This is a genomic window from Thermomicrobiales bacterium, from assembly GCA_037045155.1.
GTDB lineage: Bacteria > Chloroflexota > Chloroflexia > Thermomicrobiales > CFX8 > JAMLIA01.
In genome coordinates this window covers 137071-160616 of sequence record JBAOIG010000003.1, presented here as the reverse complement: position 1 = coordinate 160616, position 23546 = coordinate 137071, and the positions used below count along the sequence as shown (strand labels likewise).

Sequence of the window (23546 nt, the reverse complement as noted above, 5' to 3'; positions counted from 1 at the left end):
CACGCGCCACGCCGGGAAGTCGAGATACGCGCCCCGGTTAACGGCGCCCCGGGGCGCTTCGGCCGCGTTCGCGCACGAGCTCGCGCGCCATGATCACTCGCTGGATCTCGCTGGTGCCCTCGTAAATTTGCAGCAGCTTCGCGTCGCGGAACAGCTTGGCGACCGGGAACTCCTCGGAATATCCACTGCCGCCAAAGATCTGGATCGCTTCGGTGGCGGCCCACATCGCGCCGTCAGCCGAGAACGCCTTGGCATACGAGGCGGCGAGGGTATTTCGCTCGCCGGCGTCGTAGAGCGACGATGCCTGGTAGGTCAGCAGACGCGCCGCTTCGGCCCGCATTCCCATCTCTGCAATTTTGGCAGCAACCAGTTGGTGCCTGATGATCGGCTGACCCATCGTCACCCGCTCCATCGCCCAGGTCAGTGACTCATCGAGGCAGCGCTGAATCACGCCGACGGCGATGGCCGAGATCATCGGTCGGGAACGATCGAAGACGCCCATCGCGATCAGAAAGCCGTCGCCCTCGTTACCGAGCCGATTCGCGGCTGGCACCGCGACATCGTTGAAGAAGATCTCTGAAGCATGCGACGCTCGCTGGCCGAGCTTCGGCAACGGGTTGCCGACATCGACCCCGGGCGTGTCACGCTCGACGATGAATGCGCTGATCCCGTTGCGGCCGGCATCCGGATCGGTCTTGGCGAAGACGACGAAGAACTCGGCATGCGGCGCGTTAGAGATCCAGATCTTGCTGCCGTTCAGGACATAGTCATCGCCGACCCGGCGCGCGCGAGTTGCCAGCGATGCAACGTCCGAGCCGGCGGCCGGCTCGGTCAGCGCATACGCGCCAAGCGTCCCGCTCGCCATTCGCCCGAGATATTCGCGCTTCTGCTCGTGACTCCCCGCAATCAGAATCGGATCTGATGTCAGGGTGTTGATGCCGAGCGATGTCGCGATCCCGGCGCAGCCCCAGCCGAATTGCTCGGATGCGATAGCCAGCGTGGAGAGCGTCGCGCCCGCGCCGCCGTATTCCTCCGGCACGGTGAGCGAGGTCAACCCCGCCTGCTGGGCCTTGTCGATGATGTCGCGGGGGAACTTGTGTTGCAGGTCGTACTCGGCAGCGACCGGCACGATCTCACGTTCCGCGAACTCGCGCGCCAGATCACGCGCGGCCTGCTGCTCGTCGGTGAGCCGGAAGTCCATCGGCGTCTCCCTTCAGGGTCTATCCCGCGTCATCATCGCCGCGCGATCATCTCGTATCCACTATAACGCCCCTTACCAGAGCCGCGGCGGAAATATTGACTCACGGAGACCTCATGCCGGCCTGGTTGTCCAGGTAGTGTCAGACAGCTCGGAACCAACCGTCGCCGATCCTGCGTCGTCGACGAGTCCGTCGAGCGACGACCCACCAGCGGCCAACGCCGCATCGATCCCCGCGCGCGTGGAGGCCGCCACATCACCGTCCAGCGGCACCAGCCCGTAGGGCCCACGCGACAGCGTCACATCCACTGCCGAGAGCACTGGAGCGCGGCCGGCCAGACGCACCATGCCAGCTTCGTCCATCGCTGGCATTGGCCACATCGACGCAGTGGTCTTCGGCGCAATCTGGCGCATACGCGCCAGGAGCAACCAGAGCAGCCCTCCGACCATGAACACGACCAGAATAGCGAGCACCCACATCTGACTGGAATCACTCATCACTATCTACCTCTCCAGGTGATAATCCTGAATCGACCGTTACTGTTCCTCGCAATCCTCCGTCCATCATGTCCTGCGGAGGAGGATCACACCACGAGGCCGGCGACTCCTGGCTCAGCCACCGGTCGGAAACCCCAGCCCGAGACGCCGCAATGAGACCCATCGGCCGTCCCCGACGATCAGGTGGTCGATGAGGTCGATATCGAGGAGGGACGCGGCGCGAGCCAGCTCGGCGGTCAGGCTGATATCCGCCGCAGACGGAGTCGGGTCGCCACTGGGGTGGTTGTGAGCGATCGCGATGGCCGGGCAGTTCGCTCGGATGGCCTCCCGAAACACCTCGGCGACCCGGACCTGGGCGCTGTTGACGCTTCCCTGATAGACGGTCGTAATGCGTTCGACACGGTGTTTCGTATCGAGGACGGCGACCCGAAGCTCCTCGTGCTCCAACGCCGTCATCGCGGGCTGGAACAGAATCGCGAGATCCTCGGGGCCGCGAACCTGCGCGCGCTCCTCGGGCGTGATCTGTGCGATGCGTTTGCCGAGCTCGATCGTTGCCAGCAGCTTGATCGCCTTGGCCGGCCCCAGTCCCCTCACCTGCAGCAGCGAGTCCAGGTCGCGCCTCATCAACCCGCGCAGGCTGCCACTCTCGGCGATGATTCGTTGGGCCAGGGTCGTCACCGGCTCGCCCTTCGTGCCTGTGTTCAGCAGAATCGCCACCAGCTCGGCGTTCGAGAGCGCGCCAGGGCCACGCAAGCGCAACTTCTCACGCGGGCGCTCCTCTTCGGGGAGCTCCTTCATCGCCAGCCATGCGCGCGCAGGAACTTCCGTCATCCCGCCCACACCTCTCGTTCACCCGCAGAAGATGAGCGCAGTATAGCGGACATTGTTTCGCGCCGAACGGAGTGCGGGAAGTGCCGCCTGACAGTACACTTGATGCCGTCGATGCAGACCGCCGCAATCGATCCCGCCATGCACCAGCCCGAGCGTCTGCGCACTCGAAGAGGACTGGAATGATGACGACTATCGAGCCACGCGAGCTGAACTGCCCCGTCTGCGCAACGACATTCGCTGCACAAGTGCTCACGAGCACCAACACACTGGGGATGCGGACGACCGATCTGAGGACGCTGGCCGCGGGGTTCCAACCCCAGGAGTTCATCGTCCACACCTGCCCAACCTGCGGATACAGCGGAGAGAGCGACCAGTTCCTGTCGGTGGGGCATGTCGTGCCCAGCGTCAGGATCGACGCGGAGTTGACCGCTCGAATCCGCTCCTCGATCACCCCGCTCGTCCAGCGCGGCAAGATCGACGCGGCGCGGCGGTGGGAGCTGGCGGCCTGGGTGACAGAGTGGAGCGGCGCGCCCGACGAGGACATCGCCTGGCACTACCTCAACGCCGCCTGGTGTTGTCAGGACATGCGCGCAATGGATGAGGCCGCGCGGGCCGGCGGCCTGCCGCGCCCGTCTCACGACACCGTCGCCGACACCCAACCGCCGATGGAAGACGACGCGATGAATGAAGCGCAACCGTTGGCGGTGGGCGATCTCGCGGACCGTGAGCGCCAGTATCGGCGCTATGCCGCTGCCCGGTTCGAGCGAATGCTATCCGCGGCCGATATCGCTGATGACGACCGCGAGATGTATACGTACCTCATCGGCGAGCTCTACCGTCGCGCGGGCGACCAGCGTGCCGCAGCCCGATGGTTCACGCGCGTTGGCGATGGCGACTCCGAGTGGGTCGCGCTAGCCCGTCGCCAGCGGAGCGATCCAACCGAAATGATCCAGACAAGCTAACGGCGCGCGTGCACCTGGCGATGACACGCGCCGCAGAGCGTCGTCAGGTTATCGAGCGTGTTAGCGCCGCCGCGAGAGAGCGGCTTGACGTGGTGGGCATGGAGAGCCAGCCGCCGGCCACCCTTGCGGCCGCAGCGTGTGCAGCGATGGCGATCCCGCGCGTAGACACTCCGGCGCAGCGATGCCCAGTTGCGCGGGTAAACTCCTGCCTCCTCGATCACGCCAAGACTACGAAGCCGCACCTGCGCATCTTCATAGCGCCGGCTCGCGCGGCGGATGGCCCGGTTGCGACGGCCGAACAGGTTCCATCGCTGCGACGACGCGCGTAACTGCTGGCCGGCCGCACGGTACTCACGTCGCGCGTCGCGAATCTTGCGTTGTCGCCGCCCGAACGGCCAGATCATCGTCGCTCCTCCATCGTCGGCCCGATGATAGCCCACCGGATCAGCGTGTTCGCCCGTCAGGAGAGCAGGCTCGCCGAACCACGACTGAGCACCACGATACCGGACACCGCCAGACCAAGCCCGAAAGCGAGCGCGATCCGATGAAGATCGGCAGTCGGCCAGTGCTCCCCGAACATGAACGGTGCAGCGATCACCGGCAGCATCGATTGCAGCCCGAGGATAATCGGGACGACATTGCCGGCCCGGCCATACTTCAATGCGTCCAGCTCGTTACTGAAGCCAAGGAGGCCGAAGCTGACCACGCCGACCAGAATCAGCGCCAATGGTCCTGTGTGCAGTGATGGCGAGAGATAGAGCGCAATCCCGAGGTTGAACATCCCATTGCCAGCGAAGCCGGCGCCGGACGCGACGGCGCTGATCCGCGGCCCGCCCCGATGATGAATCAGCCGCAGCGCGGACGGCGCAAACGCAACGGGGAGGAGTAGCAGGGCGAGCAGCACCCAGACTCCCGGATTCGGCGCAGCGGTCGCCCGGGCGGGCGGAGACAACGCGACGAGGACCATGCCCACCGCGACTGCAACTGCGCCGAAGATATCGCGTCGGGTAACCTGCTCATGCAGCGCCCGGCGCGCGAGGACGAGCAGCAGACCCAGGCTGCCGGCGTAGATCCCTCGCGACACAGTCAACGGTATACGAGTCAGAGCCAACACCTCGAGCGTCCAGCCGACGACCGTCAGCCCGATCCCCGCGAGCCCCTGGGCGCGGCGAAAGACACCCGCGAACAGCCGGGCTCCGGCAGGCTCGGGCGCTCGTCTCGAGCCGATCGCGAGCAGCACCGTCGAGCCGTTGTAGGCGACGGTTGCGGCGATCATCACGAGCACTCCGATCGCCATCGTCAGCGTCGTGTCGCAGGGCGCCGGGCGAAACAGGTCAACGACCGCCCGCCGGCCTTTCGGCTGCCGCCCAGGGAAAGCCCGAGCGAGCGGGATTGCGCAATCCGTAACCGCGGCTTTATCATCGAGCAGGGTGGGTCAGGAGCCATTGTGTCGCATTCACGCGTCGATCGATCGTTGTGCAGGAGCGCCGCATGTATCGCCCGCATCCGTCCTGGGTTGTCCGGCTCGGTCGGTCGATCGTTCCGGCGCGTCCGCGACCACCGGTATACCACCTGCCACCGGTCATGATGGCGCGATGTGTCGGATCGGCGCTGCGCCACCAGCGGCGCGATGTCTGGCACGACGTGATTCATCTCTCGGATTCCATGCGACCCCAACCATTGATCCTCGGCATCGAGAATGTGCCAACGATCGGGGTGTGTGTCGTGCTGCCGAATCACTACGAGCGGAAGGATGCGATCTGGGTCGGGTGGGGCGCGATCGCCATCTCCGCAGCCATCGCAAGGCGACGGAGCCGCGGCGGCACGATTCATTGGGTGATGACAAACACCTGGCAGGATTGCTACCTCGGACCATGGCGTTTCCCTCCCGCCTATCTGGAATGGGTGCTCAGACGGTTCTCTCATCTCTACGGGATCATCATCATGCCCGAAGATGTGAGCGACGTCCCCCAGCGCGCGACTGCCCTCCGCGAGCTCGTTCGCGCGTTGGGCGACCCGGCCGGCCCTGTCATCGCATTCCACCCGGAAGGTGGCGGGTTCGAGACGTTGATCCGGCCTCCCCACGGCATGGGGCATCTGTTGTCGATGCTCGACTCGCGCCATCTCACCTGCATCCCAACCGGAGTGTACGAGGACCTCGGCCGCCTTGTCGTGCGATTCGGCGCACCGCTGCCGGCCGGCTCGCTCGTCGGACTCTGCGACGCGGAGGCGTCCGACGCCGTCATGCGCGCAATCGCGAACCTCGTGCCGCCGCGCGATCGTGGGGTGTATTCGGATCTCCCGGCGCCGGCCAGGTCGCAGATTGCCGAGCCAGCGACGCGTGCCTGATCCCCCGGGCGTGCGGGAATAGCACGGTATACTGATGCACGCGCCGCGCCCCACTGGCGCGGCGTTTCGATAGTTGCGGCAACGCCATTCCCAGACACACCAAGGAGCTCCCGTGATTCTCAGGCGCATCTTCCAACGACGGACCGAGGCCCAGCCGGAGCTAGAGGAGGGCCTCAAAAAAACGCGGCGCGGCATCTTCGCCGACATCACCGCGCTCTTCGACCGCTCCGACATCGACGAGGAGCTGTTCGAAGACCTCGAAGCGCTGCTGATTCAGGCCGACCTCGGCGTCGACACGACGATGGATGTCGTCGAGGCGCTACGCGAGGACATCCGCCGCGAGCGCATCACCGACCCGGCCATCGCCCGCACATATCTGCGCGACGAGATGGTGAAGCTGCTGGAGAACGCGACGAAGAACCGCAAGGTCAAGATCTTCCAGCGCGGCGTGCCGTTTGTCATCCTCGTCGTCGGCGTGAACGGCACCGGCAAGACGACGACGATCGCCAAGCTGGCCAACTTCCACAAGTCGCGCGGCCGCAACGTCATGCTGGTGGCCGGCGACACCTTCCGCGCCGCCGCCATCGACCAGCTCAAGGTCTGGGGCGAGCGCGTCAACGTTCCGGTGATCGCCCACGGGCCGGGGGCCGATCCCGGCGCGGTGGTGTTCGACGGCATGCAGGCAGCGCACAACCGCAACGTCGACATCCTGATCGTCGACACCGCCGGCCGGCTGCATACTAAGCATGACCTGATGGCCGAGCTGTCGAAGATCCGCAAGATCATGCAGCGCTACGTGCCGAACGCCCCGCAGGAGGTGCTGCTGGTCATCGACGCGACGACCGGCCAGAACGGCCTCATCCAGGCGCAGAAGTTCACCGAGGCGACCGACGTATCCGACATCGCCATCGCCAAGCTCGACGGCACCGCCCGCGGCGGCATCGCCTTCGCCATCGCGCGCGAGCTGGGCACGCCCATCTCCTACGTCGGCACCGGCGAAAAAGTCACCGACTTCGCCGAGTTCAACCACGAAGCCTTCGTCGACGCGCTGTTCTTTGACGAGGGGGAGGCGTAGATGAAATTCCGCACGAAACCATCAGGTCTATTTGTACTTGAACGCAGCCGTCTGGTACACATCACCTCTATTCAGGTCACACCTACCGCAATTTGGGCATCAAACATCATGAATCGACCACTATATCGCTAGAAGAAGATACATGTATCGGCGGTTCTGTGATAGGGAAAATTACGTAAGTATCACTGGTATCGTGAATCGATACTTCTGAGGAATCCGTTCTGACTACATGGACGAGCGGAATCCTTGCCCACCCATCTCAGTGGCGTTTTCTCATTGATCGGAATAACAATAGAACAGAGCTGATGAGAATCACTCCAAGCATCAGCACCAATACGATCCGCACACCCCGCGACGATCCGGAAGGCGACGCAACTAGTGGCACTAGCGCTAGGAGTAGGGCAGCCCCAAAGGCGGTGAAAACGACAACGGCCACGATACCTCTAGCCTGCACAAGTCTCTCCTTCGTTTGATTCCATTCCGTCTCTAAACTCTTGTTTTCTCCGAGCGCTCGTATGTAGATTCGGACAAAATCGCATTGTCCTCAATGAGGCTCCCCTGAACCACTTGTTTGATTTCGGCGGATGCAATAAGCAGGAACGAGTGGTTCTAGAGTTGGCAGCTCCTTTCACTCTAGAGCGTTATTCACAGAGGTTGCGGCAGGGATAGCCAAGGCCCGCCCGCGCAGATCAACATGATCGGTACCCATGCTAGCTAGCGGACGAAAGCCAGCATGGGTTTCTTCGCAACCACGCCTCAGGCGCTCTAGTAGGTGCTGAGAAGTGCTGATCCTGTGTACTCCTCGCCCCACCAATCGCAGCCTAGCGACGTGTCGTTGATCGATTCGTCAACATACCAGTCGCCGCCGTACGCGATCCACGTACTCATGTACGTGTTATTCACTGTGCCGTTGTTTTGCAACTGCTGGCAGCCCATATCCCACCCACCAGCACTAATACCACTCGCGTACCAACCCTGATCCCAGTAAAGGTCGTTTCCGGGATCAAGCGGATCGGTGAGGTATGCGAACGCATGAGTGATGGCAATCGTATTGCAGCCGTACGTCCAGTTTGGGTCGTCCTTATACTGGACGCCAGTCCGCACAATTCCACCTTCGGCACTGTAGCTCATGTATCGGGTGTATTGATATGCAATCCCACAGCTTGACAACGCCTTAGGATTGCTGCTTGTGTCAATCATCTGGTTCTGCGCCACGCGGTACTCAGCCTTGAGTTGGCTCAATGCCCGTTCGTCACGAACAGTGTCTCCGGTCACAACGACGTAACCCAAACCTAACGCTCGAGCGGTTGCTTCCGCCATACGCGTGCTGTGCAGTACAGCGCCAAGTTGGCAGGGCTCAGTGTCCTTCCGGATTAGGTTTCTTCGATCCTCGTTATCATAGACTTCCCAAGTCGTGACGCAGGCTGACTGTACTGTTACGTCCTGAACGACGATAACCTCGCTTTCTGAGTCGTCAGCGCTTACCGACGACGCTGGTAGCAGAAGGACGAAGAGCGCAATCGTGAGGGAGATACACCGAATAGAGGTACCCACATGAACTCGGAGCCTCGAGTGCAACATGACAGTTCCATCCTTCTGTTCGCATCCAAAAGCCGCCACGGGCCTTTCCTCAGAAGCTTTCATTCGACGACTTCACCACCCTTCTCATGGCATCGACACATCGCGCAAACTGCAACCTTTGTATTGGCGAGATTTCGACCGTGACACTACTCCCGACTTGCTCGATGCCAATTGTGATAACAGAACAGCATGTTTGATGCCATCGCCGCAAAGATGTTCTTTACATGGGCAGTCCATTTGTGCGTGAAGCAGTCACCAAGCACCGTCGCATCGAACCTATTGCCGCCATCTCGATGCTGAGACCTCTCCAGAACCGATCTACTTCGTCTTCACGAAGCAAGGCAAACTCGAGCGCGCCATCACGAGGATCACGAAGTTCCCTATTCCAAAGCAATCATCTCGGCCCCTGTGCGGCGCAGCAACACCTGCCATCGCTGTGGATTCTCTGGATAGAACTCAAACACGGCACGTTCGAAATACTGGGTCAGGACAGTATCCCCGTCGGCGTTCGTCTCAACTGCTGGCTCGGTCAGCGGATAGCCGAAGAGCGCCAGTGATTCGCGGAAGCTGTAAATCGAATAGGCAGGTTGGTCGCCGAAGTCCAGCCCGTATCCCGACCAGTACTGCCAGAATTCCGGCGCGATAGCGTGCCCGGTCTCAGGGAAGTAGTGTGGATCAGTTGGATCCACAGTCGGCTCCGATTGCCAGTCGCATCCCTGGGTCTGTAACAACTCGTCGCCGAGACGACCGAGCAGCACGATATAGGGCGTGCCTGCGTATTCCGGGTGTAGCTCAAAGCGCTGACGCTCGAAGTACTGGACGAGCACGTCCTCGCCGGTGTCAGGGTTCGTCTCAATCGTCGCGTCGGTCAGCGGGTATCCGAAAACCGGCAAGCCGCCTGACTGCTGCCAGGTAAAGAGAAATTCTCCAGCCACCGTGTGCCCGGTCTCCGGGAAGTATTGAGACGAATTGATATCGAAGATCGTGTAGGCAGCGATGGCGAAAGCCCCATCTTCGAAATACGGACGCCCCGGCGGCTCGGCGGACCAAAAGATCGTGGCACCAGGTTCGGTGACGCTCGGCGGGCACGGATTTACCTGCGCGTTGAAATAGCCATCGGTGTTCGCAACAGTCTCGTATACGACTGCATCAGCAATAGGTCGCCCAGTCGCGGGCGAAAGTGGACGCAGCACCACTGTGCTGTCAGGGGAAAACCCGCTTCCTTCAAGATCGACTGGAAGTCCGCACCCACCATGCGAAGGCGAGATCGTTAAGATCCCCTGCGGCGCTATACCCTGCTCCGCGCGCACAGGAGCATCGGGGAATACGCCAACCAGGAGCGCGAGCAGCAGCGCCATGACCAGCCGGGACACTGCGTCCAAATTAACAGGGGATCGATCCATCACCAGCAACCTCTCGTGGAACTCCGCAGGCCCAGTGCACTGATGTCGCGGACAGCTAGTAGATGTAGAGCATGTAGTAGGTCTCATCGTCGCCGTTGGCTGGCGTTGACATGTTGTAGTCGTAGGGCGGGCAGCCGATTCGGTACTGCCAAAGCTTCGGCCCGTAGATGACACTGCTACACAGTGTTGGGTTCCACGTTGGTCCAGGAATCCAACATGAACCAGTTTGCGGCTGCTGCGACCAGTAGCCGTGGCAAGTGTTCGAGCCTGAATTTCCTCCCACTATGTAGACGCACAAACGCCCCAAATTCGGACATTCTGGTAAGCGTGACCTTTGTGGGACGACGATTCCCGGGGCATCGGGTGAGTGCTGACGTGGACTACCCGCCCGGGCAGACGCATCCCGACGTCAAGACTAGGCAGATCGGCCCGTGGTTCACTGAGTTCGTCCCCGGGCACCTCGGGAACCCGATGGTCGGCCTCATGGAAACGATGAGCAAAGGCGATCCGAACGTCGGGTAGCACGCGTCGAAGACACGACAGACTGATGTGGGAAGTGCACCGGCACTTGCCCTCCGCCCGCGCAGGTGTCATCCTTTCTGGCAGTTCACGCACACATCACCGGGCCCGTTCGTTCTGCCACATACATTGCCTGCCCGGCTAACTTCGACTGGGGGCCAAGCAGTGCGCAGTTCGATTGTTCGCGTATACCTGCTGCCACTCAGCATTGCAATCGCCGCTGTCCTGGCGATCTACAGTCGTGTTATCCCCCTGGCCTTCTTCTTTGATGACCCAATCGATCTGACACGCGCCGAGAGTCGGAGCTACTGGGCGTTGTTGTCATCGTCCGAAGGTTATCAGTACTATCGACCAATTCCGTTCGTCATCTGGAAGTTGCTGCGCGGAGTGCAGGGTCACTTCGACCACACAACACTGCATCTGATTCCGCTCATCGCTCACGCCGTATCTGGCTGGCTGATCTACCTGCTCCTCCGGCGACTTGGGACAGGTTGTTGGGCGCTCGTACCCATGGTCCTGTTTCTCACCGCGCCGTTTCACTATCAGGTGCTTCCGATCATCGGGCCAACAGCACACGTCCTGGCCGGTCTGTTCCTGCTGGCGAGCCTGAACCTGTACGCCGTTGCGCGGCTACATGACGACTCGGGCCAAGCTCGCTACCTCCATGCTGGCGCGCTGATGATGTCGATCCTCGCGCTCTGGTCGCACGAGTCGGGCGTCGTTGTCGCACCGCTCATCGTTGGGCTTGAGGCGGTGGTCATGTTGAGGCAGTCCGATCGTCGACCATCGCTCTGGCCGCTCGCCCATATTGCTGCGGCAGGTGCATTCTTCCTTGTCTGGTCAACGATCGACAAGCTGCCGTCCACTGAACAGACGAACCTCGCCGAAGCCGGGCCAAAAGCGTTGTTCTTCCTGCAGGGCTTCACCTACCCGGTCTCGGCGCAACTCATCTGGCTTGAAGATCATCTGGGTGTTTCCGTTGGCATCCTGCGGGCTGGCATCGCCGCGATCATGCTCGGGCTGCTCGCGTATTGGTTTGCTATGAAGCGAACAGAGAATCGCTGGATCGTGGTCCTTCCGCTGGCTGGATTGGCGATTGGCACTGTCGCAGCACTGCCATCAATGTTGCGGTTGTCGTGGGGGTATGTCGAGAACGGGCCACGCCTGCTCTATCTCGTGATGATCGGGGCGGCGCTATTCTGGGGCTTGCTGCCGTCGCTCGATTTCGGCAATCGGCACGCCACGCTTGTCTGGCGTATCGCCTCGACAGCGCTATTGTTCAGTGTCGTCGTGCAGTCGTGGCGCTTCGTCAACGTCCGGCTCGATATGTTCGAGAGCGGCAGCGCAACGATCGGTTCGATCGTCCGGCTCGGCGAACAGTATCGAGGTCAGCGGATCGTCGTCGCCAATATGCCATCGTGGTTCGCCCTGGGGGGATATGAATATCGCTACGGCCATTTTGGTATTCAGGTCGTGCCGTTCTACCTCGGCCTGGATGGAGTCGTTTACGTCAACTCAAGCCAGATGGCTCATGCTGACGTGCAGTCGGTCTCGTGGCAGCCAGACGTAGCTGGGGGTCCCTTCTCGTTCGGCCCACACGGGGTAGACACGACACCCGGACAAATGGACAGTCTGCTTCGCGAGGGATACCGATTGGTGACGGTAACTCCAACCAGTGACCATTACACCGTCCGGGAAGTCGGCCGCTTGACGCCAGACGCAGCGACGCAATTACTCACCAGTCCGGGTAGCATCGACGGCAACACCTGGCTGGATTCCATCCGCGCGGCGCGCACGAAAGCGAATCCAGAATTGCTGACGGTCTTTGTCACCTGGAATGTCGTCGGTGCGCTCGATGAGAACGCCGAAACGGTGATTGAGGTCCGTGACGACGCCAATCACCTGATTTATCAACACGTCGGCTACGCTCTCGGCGGCATGTCCGCGCCACGCCTCTGGCAGGCTGGCGACAAGATCGCCGACTCGGTGGCTTTTCCCGTCCCGAATGACGGCGCCTACACCGTCCATGTGGGCATGCAGCGCATTGGAACCGGAGAGCGACTGCCGGCGTACCTGCCCGATGGCAGCGCCGCGGTCGATAATATGCTCCCTGTCGGTACGGTGCATGTCGTCGAGGGGCGGATCAGCGTCGATTCACGCTAACCACAGAGCGCAGATCGCCAGCATTGGTTTAGATTATGGTTACGTAGGACAAATCGACGTACGCGGTATGTGCGTATGCCATGTACCATTTATCGCATGGCGTCTGACCATCACGAAACCGAACTCACATCCACATCGAACCCGAAGCACCGGAAAGACAGACAATGTTTGAGACACTGACCGACCGGCTGAACAACGCCTTCGCCAAGCTGGGCAACAAGGGCAAGCTGACCGAGGCGGATGTCGACGAGGTAATGCGCGAGGTCCGCAGGGCGCTGCTGGAGGCGGACGTCAACTTCAAGGTCGTCCGCGAATTCGTCGCCGCCGTCCGCGAGCGCGCGGTCGGCGAGGAGGTGCTGCAGGCGCTCAGCCCGACCCAGACCGTCATCTCGATCGTCAACGACGAGCTGATCAAGGTCCTCGGCGCCGAGCCTGTCCCGCTCCAGCAGGCGGACACCGGCCCGACGATCATCATGCTGGTCGGCCTGCAGGGCTCCGGCAAGACGACCCACGCCGGCAAGCTGGCCAACCACCTGCGCAAGCAGGGGCGCAATCCGGTCCTCGTCGCTGCCGACGTCTACCGGCCGGCCGCCGTCAATCAGCTGGAGACGCTCGGCCGCCAGCTGACGATCCCCGTCTACAGCGAGGGGACCGACCAGAAGCCGCTGGCGATCGCGAAGAACGCGCTGCGCTCCGCTCGCGACCGCGGCCAGAACCCGATCATCATCGACACCGCCGGCCGGCTCCAGATCGACGACCGGATGATGCAGGAGCTGGAGGAGATCGAGCGCGACATCCGCCCGACCGAGATCCTGCTGGTTGTCGACGCGATGACCGGCCAGGAAGCGGTCAACGTCTCGCAGGAATTCGCCCGCCGTCTGGGCCTCACCGGCCTGATCCTGACCAAGATGGACGGCGACGCCCGCGGCGGCGCGGCGCTGTCGATACGCTCGGTGGCCGGCATCCCGATCAAGTTCATCGGCACCGGCGAGCGTATGGACGCCATCGAGCCGTTCTATCCCGACCGCCTCGCCTCGCGCATCCTCGGCATGGGCGACATGCTCTCGCTGATCGAGCGCGCCCAGGAGCAGGTGACCGAGGAAGAGCGCCAGGCGCTGGAAGAGAAGATGCTCGACGGTCAGTTCGACCTCGAGGACTTTCTTGGCCAGCTCCAGTCGCTGAAGAAGATGGGGCCGCTGACCCAGCTGCTGGAGATGATTCCCGGCATCGGACAGGCCGTGCGCCAGCAGAACGTCGAGATCTCCGACGATTCCTATAAGCAGGTTGAGGCGATCATCTACTCGATGACGCTGCAGGAGCGCCGCCACCCGGACATCATCAAGCCCAACCGCCGGCGGCGGATCGCGGCCGGCTCCGGCACGACCAGCGAGGACGTCAACGACCTGCTGAAGCAGTTCCGCGAGATGCAGAAGATGATGGCGCAGATGGGCGCGCTGGCCGGCGGCGGGATGCCGGGCGGCAAAAAGGGCAAGCGCGGCGTGATGAGCCGGATGCCCGGTCAGCTCGGGCAGGTCGGCCAGATGCGCGACATGATGAAGCAGATGGAGGCGGCCGGCATCGACCCCAGCCAGCTCGGCGGGATGCCCGGCATGCGCCCGGGCGATATCGACGCCATGATGCAACACGGCGGCCAGCTTGCGCCGCTCAACCAGCGCGCGCCTTCGAAGAAAGCTCGCGAGCACGCCAAGCCGCCCCATCCGCAAGGCGGCAAGCGACGCAAGAAGCGCTAGCGACTGAGAGCTCAGCGCACTGCCAGAACCAGTGCCATACTAAGGCGGCGGCGACACACGGTTCGCCGCCGAGTTCGTCTCGCGACCTTCATTCCGCCACACGACACCGTCAGGCTCGCCAGATGTCACACATTCGGAGGTAACCGCGATGGATCACGAGTTTCTCGTCTCGACCCAGTGGCTCGTCGAACACCTCGACGACGCGAATATCCGTGTCGTCGATTGCCGATACGCGTTCGATGAGGACATGGAAGAGGCGTATCGCGATAGCCACATCCCCGGCGCGGTCCACCTCAACTGGTCGCGCGACCTGTCTGACCCCGACCACCGCGTCGAGAACATGATCGCCCCGCCGCAGCAGGTTGCCGCAATGATGGAGAAGCTCGGCATCGGAGACGACACGCGCATCGTTGGCTACGACCAGGAGGGTGGCCACTTCGCCGCGCGGCTGTGGCTCGTGCTGGCCCGCTACGGCCACGGCGAGCAGATGCGCATCCTCGACGGCGGCTGGATGGCCTGGATCCAGGAAGGCCAGCCGGTGACCGCCGACGCGCCTCGATCGATCGATACAACCGGCGCCAGGTTCACGATCGATCCGAACCAGGCCCGGCCCGGCCTCGTCGCCGACTGGAGCGACGTCAACGCCGCAATCTCGAACCCCGAGACCGTCATCCTCGATGTCCGGCGCTGGAGCGAATATACCGGCGAAGAAATCCGCGCCGCGCGGGGCGGACGCGTGCCCGGCGCGACATGGCTGTTCTGGCAGGACAACCTCGATTGGGATGGCGACCGGCGCTTCCGCTCGCCGGAGGTGCTGGCCGAACGCGCCGCGAGCGTGGGATTGACTCCCGACACGCCGATCATCACCTATTGCCAGGGCGCGGTGCGCGCGGCCCATGCCGCCATTGCGCTCAAGATGGCCGGCTACGACAACATCAGGGTCTACGACGGTTCATGGGCAGAGTGGGGCAACCGGCCGGACTTGCCAATCGCGGCAGGCGAAGAATAGCAGCGCGGCCGCTACTCCTCTTCCCACTCCTGGGGGCGAACGACGACGCGGTCGTGCTCGGGGTCAATCTCCAGCACGACGCTCTTGAGAGCCGGGAAGAGGTGTTCGCGGCCGTGCTCGTCGCGCACGACGTAGATATCCACCTCGCCAGAATCGATGATCTCAACGAGCGCGCCGATCTTCTCGGCAGATTCGAGGTAGACCGACAGGCCGATAAGCTGGTAGTGGAAGAGCTCGTCCGGCTCCAGAGAGCGAAGCTGCGATCCGGAAATCCGCACGATCGTCCCGCGCAACGCTTCTGCCCCATCGCGAGTCGTGACATCCGCGAAGCGCAAGAGTGCCTGCCGGCCATGCAGCCGGATGCCCGTCAACGCGTGTGGCGCCGGGTCATCGTTGAAATAGACTCGACGGAGCTTGATGAGGCGTTCGGGAGCATCGGAATAGACGTCCATCTTGATCTCTCCGCCGATGCCGTGCGCAGCAACGATCCGCCCGATCGAGAGAAACACCTCGCTGGGCGGGGCCGATGGGTCCGGGTTCGTCGGCGATGCAGGTCGGGCGGCTGTGCCGGCGTCACGCCAGGGGGTGCGATGGCGGGGAGGCTCAGGAGTCGATGTCAAGGCTGGCTCGCAGACCCTTTCGCGACGCGGCGATCATCAGGATCGTGCGCATCGAACGGGCGATACGCCCCTGCCGGCCGATGACACGGCCCATGTCCTCTTCCGGCACCCGGATCTTAATGTGGACATTCGAGCCGAGCCGTTCCGGGATGATCTGGATGCCTTCGACGTCTTCCACGACGTTCTCGACCATGTATTCCGTTAGCGCGACCAGGCTGTCGATTGCGCTGTCATCTGCGCCACTACCCTCGGAGTCGGCGTGCGAATCCATATCGGAGCCCTCCATGCTGATGCCCGTCCCCTTCCGGGAGACCTGCCGCTAACAACAATACTGGCTACCGCACGAAGACGGTAGCCAGCCTGTCGAATCACGCAGAATTACCGGGGCAGCGCGGCTTCGCGCTCCCGATATCAGGCAGTTGCCTGCTCGGCGGCATCGGCTCGGGTCCCGGCGGGGATGACGTTCGGCTCGACGCCACGGCGCGGCGTCTCGGTGACGTAGCCCTCTTCGAGGCCCTCGCGGCTGAGCTTGCCCTCGGTGATGCCCGCGCGGACCAGCAGCGAGCGAACCTTGTCAGTCGGCTGCGCGCCGACCTTCAGCCAGTACGCTGCCCGCTCGGCATCAACCCGCAGCGTCATCGGAGACGTGCGAGGGTTGTAAATGCCGACGATCTCCACGAAACGGCCATCACGCGGTGACGACGACTCGGCGACGACGATTCGATAGCTTGGCTGATGCTTGGCGCCCATCCGCCGGAGTCGCATTTTCAGCACGCTGCCAGTCCCCTCCTCAACCCGGTTTGCCCGAGGCGATCGAAGTATTGATTGCACATAACAAGAACTCCGGCGTCGCCGGAACGACTGATCCTACCACGCTCCAGGGAACGGCGTCAAAGCCGGCTGCGCTGCCGAATGGCCGGCCCCTCGGGGTCCCACCACGACATTAGGACTTCGCCCCCTCTTGACTTTTCGCGGTAATGGCGCTACACCAAGAGACGGCTCGCACATCCTGAGTCAACGCGATTGCGTAAGTCGCAATCGCGCTCGTTCTTACACACAAGTGAGCAGGTGTATGGATTCGTTCTCCCCACGAATCGTCACCCATCCGACGGCATGGCCACAACGAATCGAGTCGACACCCGACATCATCTGGCTCGACGACCCCCGCGCCAATGACACCAGCAACGTCGGCGCGAAGGCCGCCAACCTCAGCCGCCTCGCCCGGATTCATCGGATCCCGCCCGGCTTCTGCCTGACCGCTGCTTGCCGGCTGTGCCATCCGGACGACCGGATCGAACCGGCGCTCCGCATGGCGATCTCGGCGGCCTACGACATCCTCGCCGAACGCTGTGGCGTTGCGTTGCCCGCTGTTGCGGTGCGTTCGTCGGCCATCGACGAAGACGGCCAGACCGCCTCGTTCGCCGGCCAGCACGAAACCTTCCTCAACGTGCGTGGAGTCGACGAGATCTGCGACGCAGTCGAGCGCTGCTGGGCTTCGGCCCACACCGAGCAGGCTCTGGCCTACCGGCGCCACCACGATCTCACCCTCGCCAGCAGCCAGATCCGTATGGCCGTGCTGGTGCAACAGCTGGTCCCGGCCGATACGTCCGCCATTATGTTCACCGCCAACCCGGTAAACGGCATGCAGGACGAGCTGATGCTGACCGCGAGCTGGGGGCTCGGAGAGAGCCTGGCGGGCGGCACGGTGACGCCGGATACGTGGACCATCCGTAAGCCAGGGCGCCTGGTCATCCACGAAGGGATCGCGACGAAGAACCGGATGACGATCCCAACGCACGGCGGAGTGCGCGAGATCGATGTGCCACGGATGCTGCGGCAGGTTCCATCGCTCGCGCCGGCCCAGGTGCAACAGGCGACGCAACTTGGCATTGCGTTGGAACGACACCTCGGCTGGCCTGTCGATGTCGAGTGCGCGTTCGCCGGCGGCGTCCTCTATCTCCTTCAGAGTCGGCCGATCACGACGATCCCCAACCAGGGCTTCCACGCGTCGCAGGATATCGTGAGTCCTGCGGCCGGAGCGTAAATCCGCGTCCCGTTTATCATCAGCGCAAGGAGAATCGCTCGATGTCAACCCCCACACGCATCCCAGTGCCACCATATCTGACCGCCGAATGGGAGCGGCCGGAAGACGCCGATGGCTTCTGGACTCAGGATCGGATGCATTTCCCCGATCCGATCCCGCAGCTGGACGACTCGCTGATCCGGATCTTCTACAGCATCGGGATGAACCACGGCTTCACGTTCTACGACATCCCGCTGCGCGCATCGGCACGGCGGTTCTGGACCCACCACTATCTGATGCTCATGCCGCTCCAGTTGAGCCCCGACGAGCTCGCAGCGATGGAGAAACGCTCGGAACAGACGGTTCGCGCATCGATGGGACAGCTCCAGAAGAATTGGGATACCGAATGGCTCCCGGAGATCAGGCAGACCATCGATGCCTGGGAGCGCTTCGACCTCGCCGGCGCGACGACACTCGAGCTTGCCGACCATCTCGACGCAGTGCTGGACAAGCTCAAACGGCTCTTCGCCATTCACTTCGAGGTTGCGCTGCCATCGATGGTTCCGGTCAGCCTGTTTGAGGAGCTCTACGGCGAGCTGTTCGGCGGGGCCGACCGTCTTGAGCCATACAGATTGCTGCAGGGCCTCGACAACAAGACAGTGGCATCGAATCTCGCGCTGTGGAGACTGAGCCAGAAGGCCTCGTCGATACCCGCTGTGCGACGGATCATGGAGACAATGCCCGCCGACCAGGTGGTTCGCGCGCTGGATGCCTCCCCGGAAAGCCGCGCCTTCCTCACCGACTTCCGCGCATATCTCGATGAGTACGGTCGGCGTAGCGATTACTGGTGGAGTGTCAGCCGGCCGTCGTGGTTCGAGGATCCGTCGGCCCCGATCGAGATGATGAAGGGATACCTGGCCCAGCCGGACAAGAACCCCGAGCTAGAGATGGCGGCGCTCGCCGCCGAACGCGAGCAGCTCGTCGCGGCAGCGCGAGAACAATTGGAGATGTATCCGCAGGCTGTGCGAGACCAGTTCGAGTTTCTGCTGCGGGCCGCGCGAGTTGGAACCGTCCTGTCTGAGGATCACGGCTACTGGCTCGATTTCCGGGCAGCAAGCGACGCCCGGCAAGTGTTCGTCGAAGCCGGCCAGCGGTTGGCCGCCGCGGGCTCGATTGCCAACCCGGCCGATGTCGTCCATCTGACGCACGACGAGATCAGCGACGCGCTTCGCGCTGCTACACCACTGAACTTCCGCTTGACGGTCGCGGAGCGCGCCGCCGAGATCGAGCGATATCACGGTGTCGAGCTGCCGCCGGCCATCGGAACACAGCCACCGGGACCGCCGCCGGACAATCCCGGCCTCCGAACGCTCACCAAGTTCTTCGGCGTGCAGCCAGAGGACTCCGACGACCCGTCTGTGCTTCTCGGCGCGGCTGGTTCCGCCGGGGTTGTCCGAGGACCTGCGAAGGTCGTTCGCAGTCTGGCAGACGCCGACAAGATCGTCCCGGGTGACGTGTTGATCGCCGAGACCACTGCTCCGCCGTGGACACCACTCTTTGGCACCGTCGCCGCGGTCGTTACTGATACCGGCGGAGTGCTGAGCCACTGCGCGGTCGTCGCCCGCGAGTACGGCATTCCCGCCGTAGTCGGGACAGGCTTCGCGACGGCGAAGATCACCGACGGTCAGATGGTCGAAGTGGATGGCGGCCGTGGCGTTGTCCGGATCATCAGCGACTAACACGAACAGCGCGGATACCCGCCTGGTTTCCGAGCGCACGGTCCTCGTGACCGCTGCGCTCGGCTCCATGCTCGCTCCGCTCAACTCGACGATGATCGTCGTCGCGTTGCCAGATATCCTCGACCACTTTGGCAGGTCGTTAACCTGGGGCTCATGGATCGTGCTGTCGTACCTGGTGGCGATGGCATCTGTCCAGCCCCTTGGCGGCAGCCTTGGAGACCGCTACGGCCGGCGTCGGCTGTTCCTGCTGGGGCTCGTCGGGTTTCTCATCGCGACGGTTGTCGCGGCACTGGCATGGCGGATCGAGGTGCTGATCGTCGCCCGGACGATCCAGGCGATCACCGGCGCGATCGCGATCCCAAACGGAATCGCGCTGGTGCGCTCGCTGGTGCCGGCCGACCGCCAGGGGCGGGCATTCGGCTCGGTTGGCGCCTGGATCGCCGTCGCAGCGGCGCTGGGACCGCCGCTCGGCGGCATCGTCACTGACAGCCTCGGCTGGCGCTGGATCTTCGCGGCGAATATTCTGTTGATCACTCCAGCGTTGATCCTCGGTCTGCGGTTGCCGGCCGACCGACAACACCGCCTGGGTCAGTTCGACCTTCGCGGCGCGATGCTCTTGACGATCAGCCTCATCTCGCTGGCTCTGGGACTTACGATCTGGAAGGTCACGTCGATCGTCGACACGATCGTGTTCGGTGTCGTTGGCATCGCCGCTGGCTGGCTGCTACTGCGCCACGTCCGGCGGGTCGCACTGCCGGTGCTGAACGTTAGCCTTTTCCGACGACCCGGATACACACCAGCAACGCTGACCGTCCTGTTCAGCAATCTGGCGATGTACACGCTGCTGCTCTCGCTTCCCGTCTTCCTGGCGCGAGATGTCGGCTGGAGCAGCAGCCAGGTTGGCCTGCTTCTGGCCGGGCTTTCGCTCCAGATGGTCGTTTTCTCGCCGGTTGGCGGCGCGCTCTCCGACCGGCTCGGTCGCCGAGCGCCAGCTCTCCTGGGAGTGACACTCCTCGCCGCTGGCGTCGCGCCGTTCGCCGGGATCGCGGCCGGCTGGCCGTGGTACGCCTTTCTGTTGTCACTCATCGTGGTCGGCATCGGTCTGGGTCTGTCGTCCGCGCCGGTGCAGACGACAGCGCTGGAGGCCGCGCCGCACGGCGAGACCGGGCAGGCGGCCGGGCTATTCTCGACGATGCGCTATCTCGGAAGCATTCTGGGGTCGGCCGGAATGGCAGCGATCCTCAGCGGCTCGCGCCCGACGATCGGCGAGTTCCGGCTGCTGTTCGCCGCGTTGCTGATCGCAGCCATCCTGGCGATCGGGGCGGCTGCTCGACTGCCCGGACCACTGAAAGTGGGCCGCCCCGCCGATTTCGCGCCAGCTCCGCAACAGCCCACGAGCGACTGACCGGAACATCAACGCCCACTACGGATATACCTCGTACCACCTGTCAATGATCTTGCGGGCGACTGGCGCGGCTGCCTTCGAGCCAGCAACACCTTTTTCGATGAAGACAACCGTCGACATTACCGGCGAATCGCTGGGGGTATAGGCAGCGAACCATGCGTTTGTGCCCAGGCCCTCAGCCCCGGTCTGTTCGGTTCCGGTCTTGCCGGATACCGGGTGGCTCACACCGATAAATGGCTCGACTGCCGTGCCGTTTGACGCATTGACGACGTCGTGGAGCGCCTCGCGGATGCCCTGGACCTGCTCCGAGGAAAGCGGCAGCTTGCCGATCTCCTTTACCTCGCCCTTCTGCGCGATCGAACCGTCAAGCCGGACGATATCGAGCGTCAGGTGTGGCTGATAGAGCGTGCCACCATTGGCCAGCGCGGCGTAGACGTTCGCCATTTGCAGTGGCGTCGCAACAAGATAGCCCTGCCCGATCGCCAGATTCACCGCGTCGCCACGCGCCCAGAAGTCGCCGACATTCTCCATCTTCCAGTCGGGGCTAGGGACGATGCCGGGAATCTCGTACAGCTCGGGGATGCCGGTCGGCGCGCCGAGACCAAACGCCTTGGCCATGTTCGGCAACAGGTTCTCGTCCTTCTCGTCCAGATCCGCGCCGATCTTGTAGAAGACGGTGTTGCACGAGCGGACAATGGCGGTGTGGAGATCCATCGATCCCTGGCCGCCGGGGATCCAGTCACGCCAGACCTGGTCTGCGCCCTGGAGCTGGAATGTGCCGGGGCAATCGACCGGGCTGTAGATCGTCATGCCCAGGTCGGCCATTCCGGCCGCGGCGGTAATAACCTTGAAGATCGAGCCGGTCGACGTGCCGAACGCGGCGGCGCGGTTGACCAGCGGCGTCTTCTGCGAGTCATTCAGTTGCGCCCATTGGTCGTCGGTGATGCCGAGCACGAACCAGTTCGGATCGAACGACGGCCGGGAGACCATCGCCAGCACCTCGCCGTTGTTCGGGTTGAGGACGACCGCAGCGCCGGCCTGGTCGCCGATTGCGTCATAGGTCGCCTGCTGGATATCTAGATCGAGCGTCAGGACGATGTCGTTCGCCGGCTGCGACTCTGCCTCGCCAAGGACACGGATCGTGGAGCCGTCCTGCCGGATGAGCTTGAGCGTTCCGCCCCGCTTGCCCGCCAGCCACTGCTCGCCCCACGACTCAACGCCAGTGCGCCCAATGTGATCGCCAGCCTGGTAGCCGCGCTTGGATAGCTCCGGCAACTCGTCGGCGGTAATCTCGCTCATGTACCCGACAACATGCGCGGCCACCGGGCCGGCCGGATAGACACGCGCGGGCGACTTCTGGATCGCCACGCCGGGAATAGCGCGGAGCGTGTCCACGAGCGCCGGGTCGATCGCATCCGGCAAGTCCTTGACCGGCATGAACCAGTCCGCCTGTCCACCGGCGATGCGCTTCTGCACAACATCTTGCGGCACGTTGATTGCCTGGGAGAGCCGGTTCAGCATGTCGTTCTGATCGACGACCTGGCCAGGGATCACGCCAACGCGGGTGATCGAGCCCATAATCGCGAGTGGCCGGCCCTTGCGGTCGAGGATGCGACCCCGCTGCGGGATGCTGCCTTCCCATCGGACGTAGCCATCGCCGAGTTGCGAGAAGATCAGGTTCGGCGTCCAGTCCACCCCATACCGGCTGCCTTCGCGAACCAGTGGGAGGAGGTTGTCGTCCTTGAACTGGCCAACTCGCGCGGAGTCGAACGACGCTCGAATTGGAAACAGCTCGTCCTTGTCGGTGCCGCCGATCATCTCGGCCTTGACGCCGACAATCCCGGCCTCGACTGCGATCGCCTGATAGCGGGCCACAAAGTCATCGCGGCTGATACGCTGCCGGGCAGGGCCGGAGAGTAGATCGTACATCCGGTTGTAGTCGAGACCGCTCCAGGCATCGAGGTACGCCTTCGCGACGTCGCGGGCAGAGGCCTCTGGAGGCAGCGTCGGTGAAGCCTGGACGGACGGCGATCCTTCTGGCGACGCGACACCGATTCCCGCGCCCGGAGAGGCTGTCGGCGACCCCGTCGCGGCCCCGACATCGCTCGTTGGCGATCCGGCGTTGAGTCCGGTCAGTCGCTGGGCGACGAGAAACGAGCCGAAGATGAGCACGCCGACAACAGCGACGACCAGCAGCACCTTGGGCCAGAGCTTGTCGCGTCGACCGTACGGCGAGAACTGCGTCGAGGAACCGGTCCAATTGCCATCCGAGCCACGCCCGCTGTGATACGAACGGCCCGAGCCAACATGCCGGTTGGAATCCGTTGGTCCACCGCGCGGCGGTCGCGACGAGAACGGAGCCGGATCGTGCGAATCCTTGCGAGACACGGTGCAGTGCTACCTTCCGACGCCACGCCGTC

At 63.3% G+C, this 23546-nt stretch carries 21 protein-coding genes; 10 read left to right on the top strand and 11 right to left on the bottom strand.

Going from position 1 to position 23546, the window contains the following annotated elements:
- Positions 1-37: 37 nt before the first annotated feature.
- The 3 genes from V9F06_03885 to radC all read right to left on the bottom strand — a co-directional run bounded on the left by V9F06_03885 (position 38) and on the right by radC (position 2527).
- Complete coding sequence (locus V9F06_03885) at positions 38-1201, bottom strand: acyl-CoA dehydrogenase family protein (GenBank protein MEI2616771.1); 1164 nt, start codon at positions 1199-1201, stop codon at positions 38-40.
- Positions 1202-1312: 111 nt separating this feature from the next.
- On the bottom strand, positions 1313-1696 hold the full coding sequence (locus V9F06_03880; GenBank protein ID MEI2616770.1) for a hypothetical protein: 384 nt from the start codon (positions 1694-1696) through the stop codon (positions 1313-1315).
- A 114-nt stretch (positions 1697-1810) separates the two neighbouring features.
- Positions 1811-2527 (bottom strand): DNA repair protein RadC, encoded by a 717-nt coding sequence (radC, locus tag V9F06_03875; protein MEI2616769.1) that lies wholly within the window; start codon positions 2525-2527, stop codon positions 1811-1813.
- A gap of 179 nt (positions 2528-2706) precedes the next feature.
- On the opposite strand from radC, the gene V9F06_03870 reads away from it, so the two are divergent.
- A complete protein-coding gene (locus V9F06_03870; protein ID MEI2616768.1) occupies positions 2707-3489 on the top strand; it encodes a DUF2225 domain-containing protein in 783 nt (260 codons plus the stop codon).
- Here the strand turns inward: V9F06_03870 and V9F06_03865 are convergent.
- Entirely contained in the window at positions 3486-3893 is a 408-nt protein-coding gene (locus V9F06_03865) for an HNH endonuclease (protein MEI2616767.1), read from the bottom strand. The two genes, V9F06_03870 and V9F06_03865, sit on opposite strands and share 4 nt — an antisense overlap.
- A 56-nt stretch (positions 3894-3949) precedes the next feature.
- Positions 3950-4786 carry a hypothetical protein gene (locus tag V9F06_03860; GenBank protein MEI2616766.1) on the bottom strand — a complete coding sequence of 279 codons (837 nt, stop codon included), beginning with the start codon at positions 4784-4786 and terminating at the stop codon, positions 3950-3952.
- A gap of 194 nt (positions 4787-4980) precedes the next feature.
- Between V9F06_03860 and V9F06_03855 the strand changes: the two genes are divergently transcribed.
- Both V9F06_03855 and ftsY read left to right on the top strand, forming a co-directional pair.
- On the top strand, positions 4981-5838 hold the full coding sequence (locus V9F06_03855; protein ID MEI2616765.1) for a hypothetical protein: 858 nt from the start codon (positions 4981-4983) through the stop codon (positions 5836-5838).
- A gap of 112 nt (positions 5839-5950) precedes the next feature.
- The gene (gene ftsY, locus V9F06_03850) at positions 5951-6913 is read left to right on the top strand and encodes a signal recognition particle-docking protein FtsY (protein MEI2616764.1); all 963 of its coding nucleotides are present in this window, start codon (positions 5951-5953) and stop codon (positions 6911-6913) included.
- A 765-nt stretch (positions 6914-7678) separates the two neighbouring features.
- Here the strand turns inward: ftsY and V9F06_03845 are convergent.
- Positions 7679-8155 carry a hypothetical protein gene (locus V9F06_03845; protein ID MEI2616763.1) on the bottom strand — a complete coding sequence of 159 codons (477 nt, stop codon included), beginning with the start codon at positions 8153-8155 and terminating at the stop codon, positions 7679-7681.
- 719 nt (positions 8156-8874) lie between these two features.
- Positions 8875-9906, bottom strand: coding sequence for a hypothetical protein (locus V9F06_03840; protein MEI2616762.1), 1032 nt, complete (start codon positions 9904-9906; stop codon positions 8875-8877).
- Between the two features lie 354 nt (positions 9907-10260).
- On the opposite strand from V9F06_03840, the gene V9F06_03835 reads away from it, so the two are divergent.
- The 4 genes from V9F06_03835 to V9F06_03820 all read left to right on the top strand — a co-directional run bounded on the left by V9F06_03835 (position 10261) and on the right by V9F06_03820 (position 15339).
- Complete coding sequence (locus tag V9F06_03835) at positions 10261-10419, top strand: hypothetical protein (GenBank protein ID MEI2616761.1); 159 nt, start codon at positions 10261-10263, stop codon at positions 10417-10419.
- Between the two features lie 162 nt (positions 10420-10581).
- Positions 10582-12579: a hypothetical protein gene (locus V9F06_03830; protein ID MEI2616760.1), complete on the top strand. Its 1998-nt coding sequence runs from the start codon at positions 10582-10584 to the stop codon at positions 12577-12579.
- Between the two features lie 164 nt (positions 12580-12743).
- Positions 12744-14330, top strand: a complete 1587-nt coding sequence (gene ffh / locus V9F06_03825) for a signal recognition particle protein (GenBank protein ID MEI2616759.1) — start codon at positions 12744-12746, stop codon at positions 14328-14330.
- Positions 14331-14478: 148 nt separating this feature from the next.
- A complete protein-coding gene (locus V9F06_03820; protein MEI2616758.1) occupies positions 14479-15339 on the top strand; it encodes a sulfurtransferase in 861 nt (286 codons plus the stop codon).
- Between the two features lie 11 nt (positions 15340-15350).
- Here the strand turns inward: V9F06_03820 and rimM are convergent, their stop codons facing one another.
- The 3 genes from rimM to rpsP form a co-directional block, all read right to left on the bottom strand.
- Complete coding sequence (gene rimM, locus V9F06_03815; protein ID MEI2616757.1) at positions 15351-15959, bottom strand: ribosome maturation factor RimM; 609 nt, start codon at positions 15957-15959, stop codon at positions 15351-15353.
- Positions 15943-16230: a KH domain-containing protein gene (locus tag V9F06_03810; protein MEI2616756.1), complete on the bottom strand. Its 288-nt coding sequence runs from the start codon at positions 16228-16230 to the stop codon at positions 15943-15945. The genes rimM and V9F06_03810 overlap by 17 nt, the downstream gene beginning before the upstream one ends.
- A gap of 140 nt (positions 16231-16370) precedes the next feature.
- Positions 16371-16724, bottom strand: a complete 354-nt coding sequence (gene rpsP, locus V9F06_03805; GenBank protein ID MEI2616755.1) for a 30S ribosomal protein S16 — start codon at positions 16722-16724, stop codon at positions 16371-16373.
- Between the two features lie 307 nt (positions 16725-17031).
- Between rpsP and V9F06_03800 the strand changes: the two genes are divergently transcribed.
- The 3 genes from V9F06_03800 to V9F06_03790 are packed head-to-tail and all read left to right on the top strand — an operon-like array spanning position 17032 to position 21126.
- Positions 17032-18003 carry a PEP/pyruvate-binding domain-containing protein gene (locus tag V9F06_03800; GenBank protein ID MEI2616754.1) on the top strand — a complete coding sequence of 324 codons (972 nt, stop codon included), beginning with the start codon at positions 17032-17034 and terminating at the stop codon, positions 18001-18003.
- A gap of 41 nt (positions 18004-18044) precedes the next feature.
- Positions 18045-19721: a PEP-utilizing enzyme gene (locus V9F06_03795; GenBank protein MEI2616753.1), complete on the top strand. Its 1677-nt coding sequence runs from the start codon at positions 18045-18047 to the stop codon at positions 19719-19721.
- Positions 19693-21126: an MFS transporter gene (locus V9F06_03790; protein ID MEI2616752.1), complete on the top strand. Its 1434-nt coding sequence runs from the start codon at positions 19693-19695 to the stop codon at positions 21124-21126. Before V9F06_03795 ends, V9F06_03790 begins: the two co-directional genes overlap by 29 nt.
- 18 nt (positions 21127-21144) lie before the next feature.
- On the opposite strand, the gene mrdA is transcribed toward V9F06_03790, so the two are convergent.
- Positions 21145-23514, bottom strand: a complete 2370-nt coding sequence (gene mrdA / locus V9F06_03785; protein ID MEI2616751.1) for a penicillin-binding protein 2 — start codon at positions 23512-23514, stop codon at positions 21145-21147.
- Positions 23515-23546: the final 32 nt, after the last annotated feature.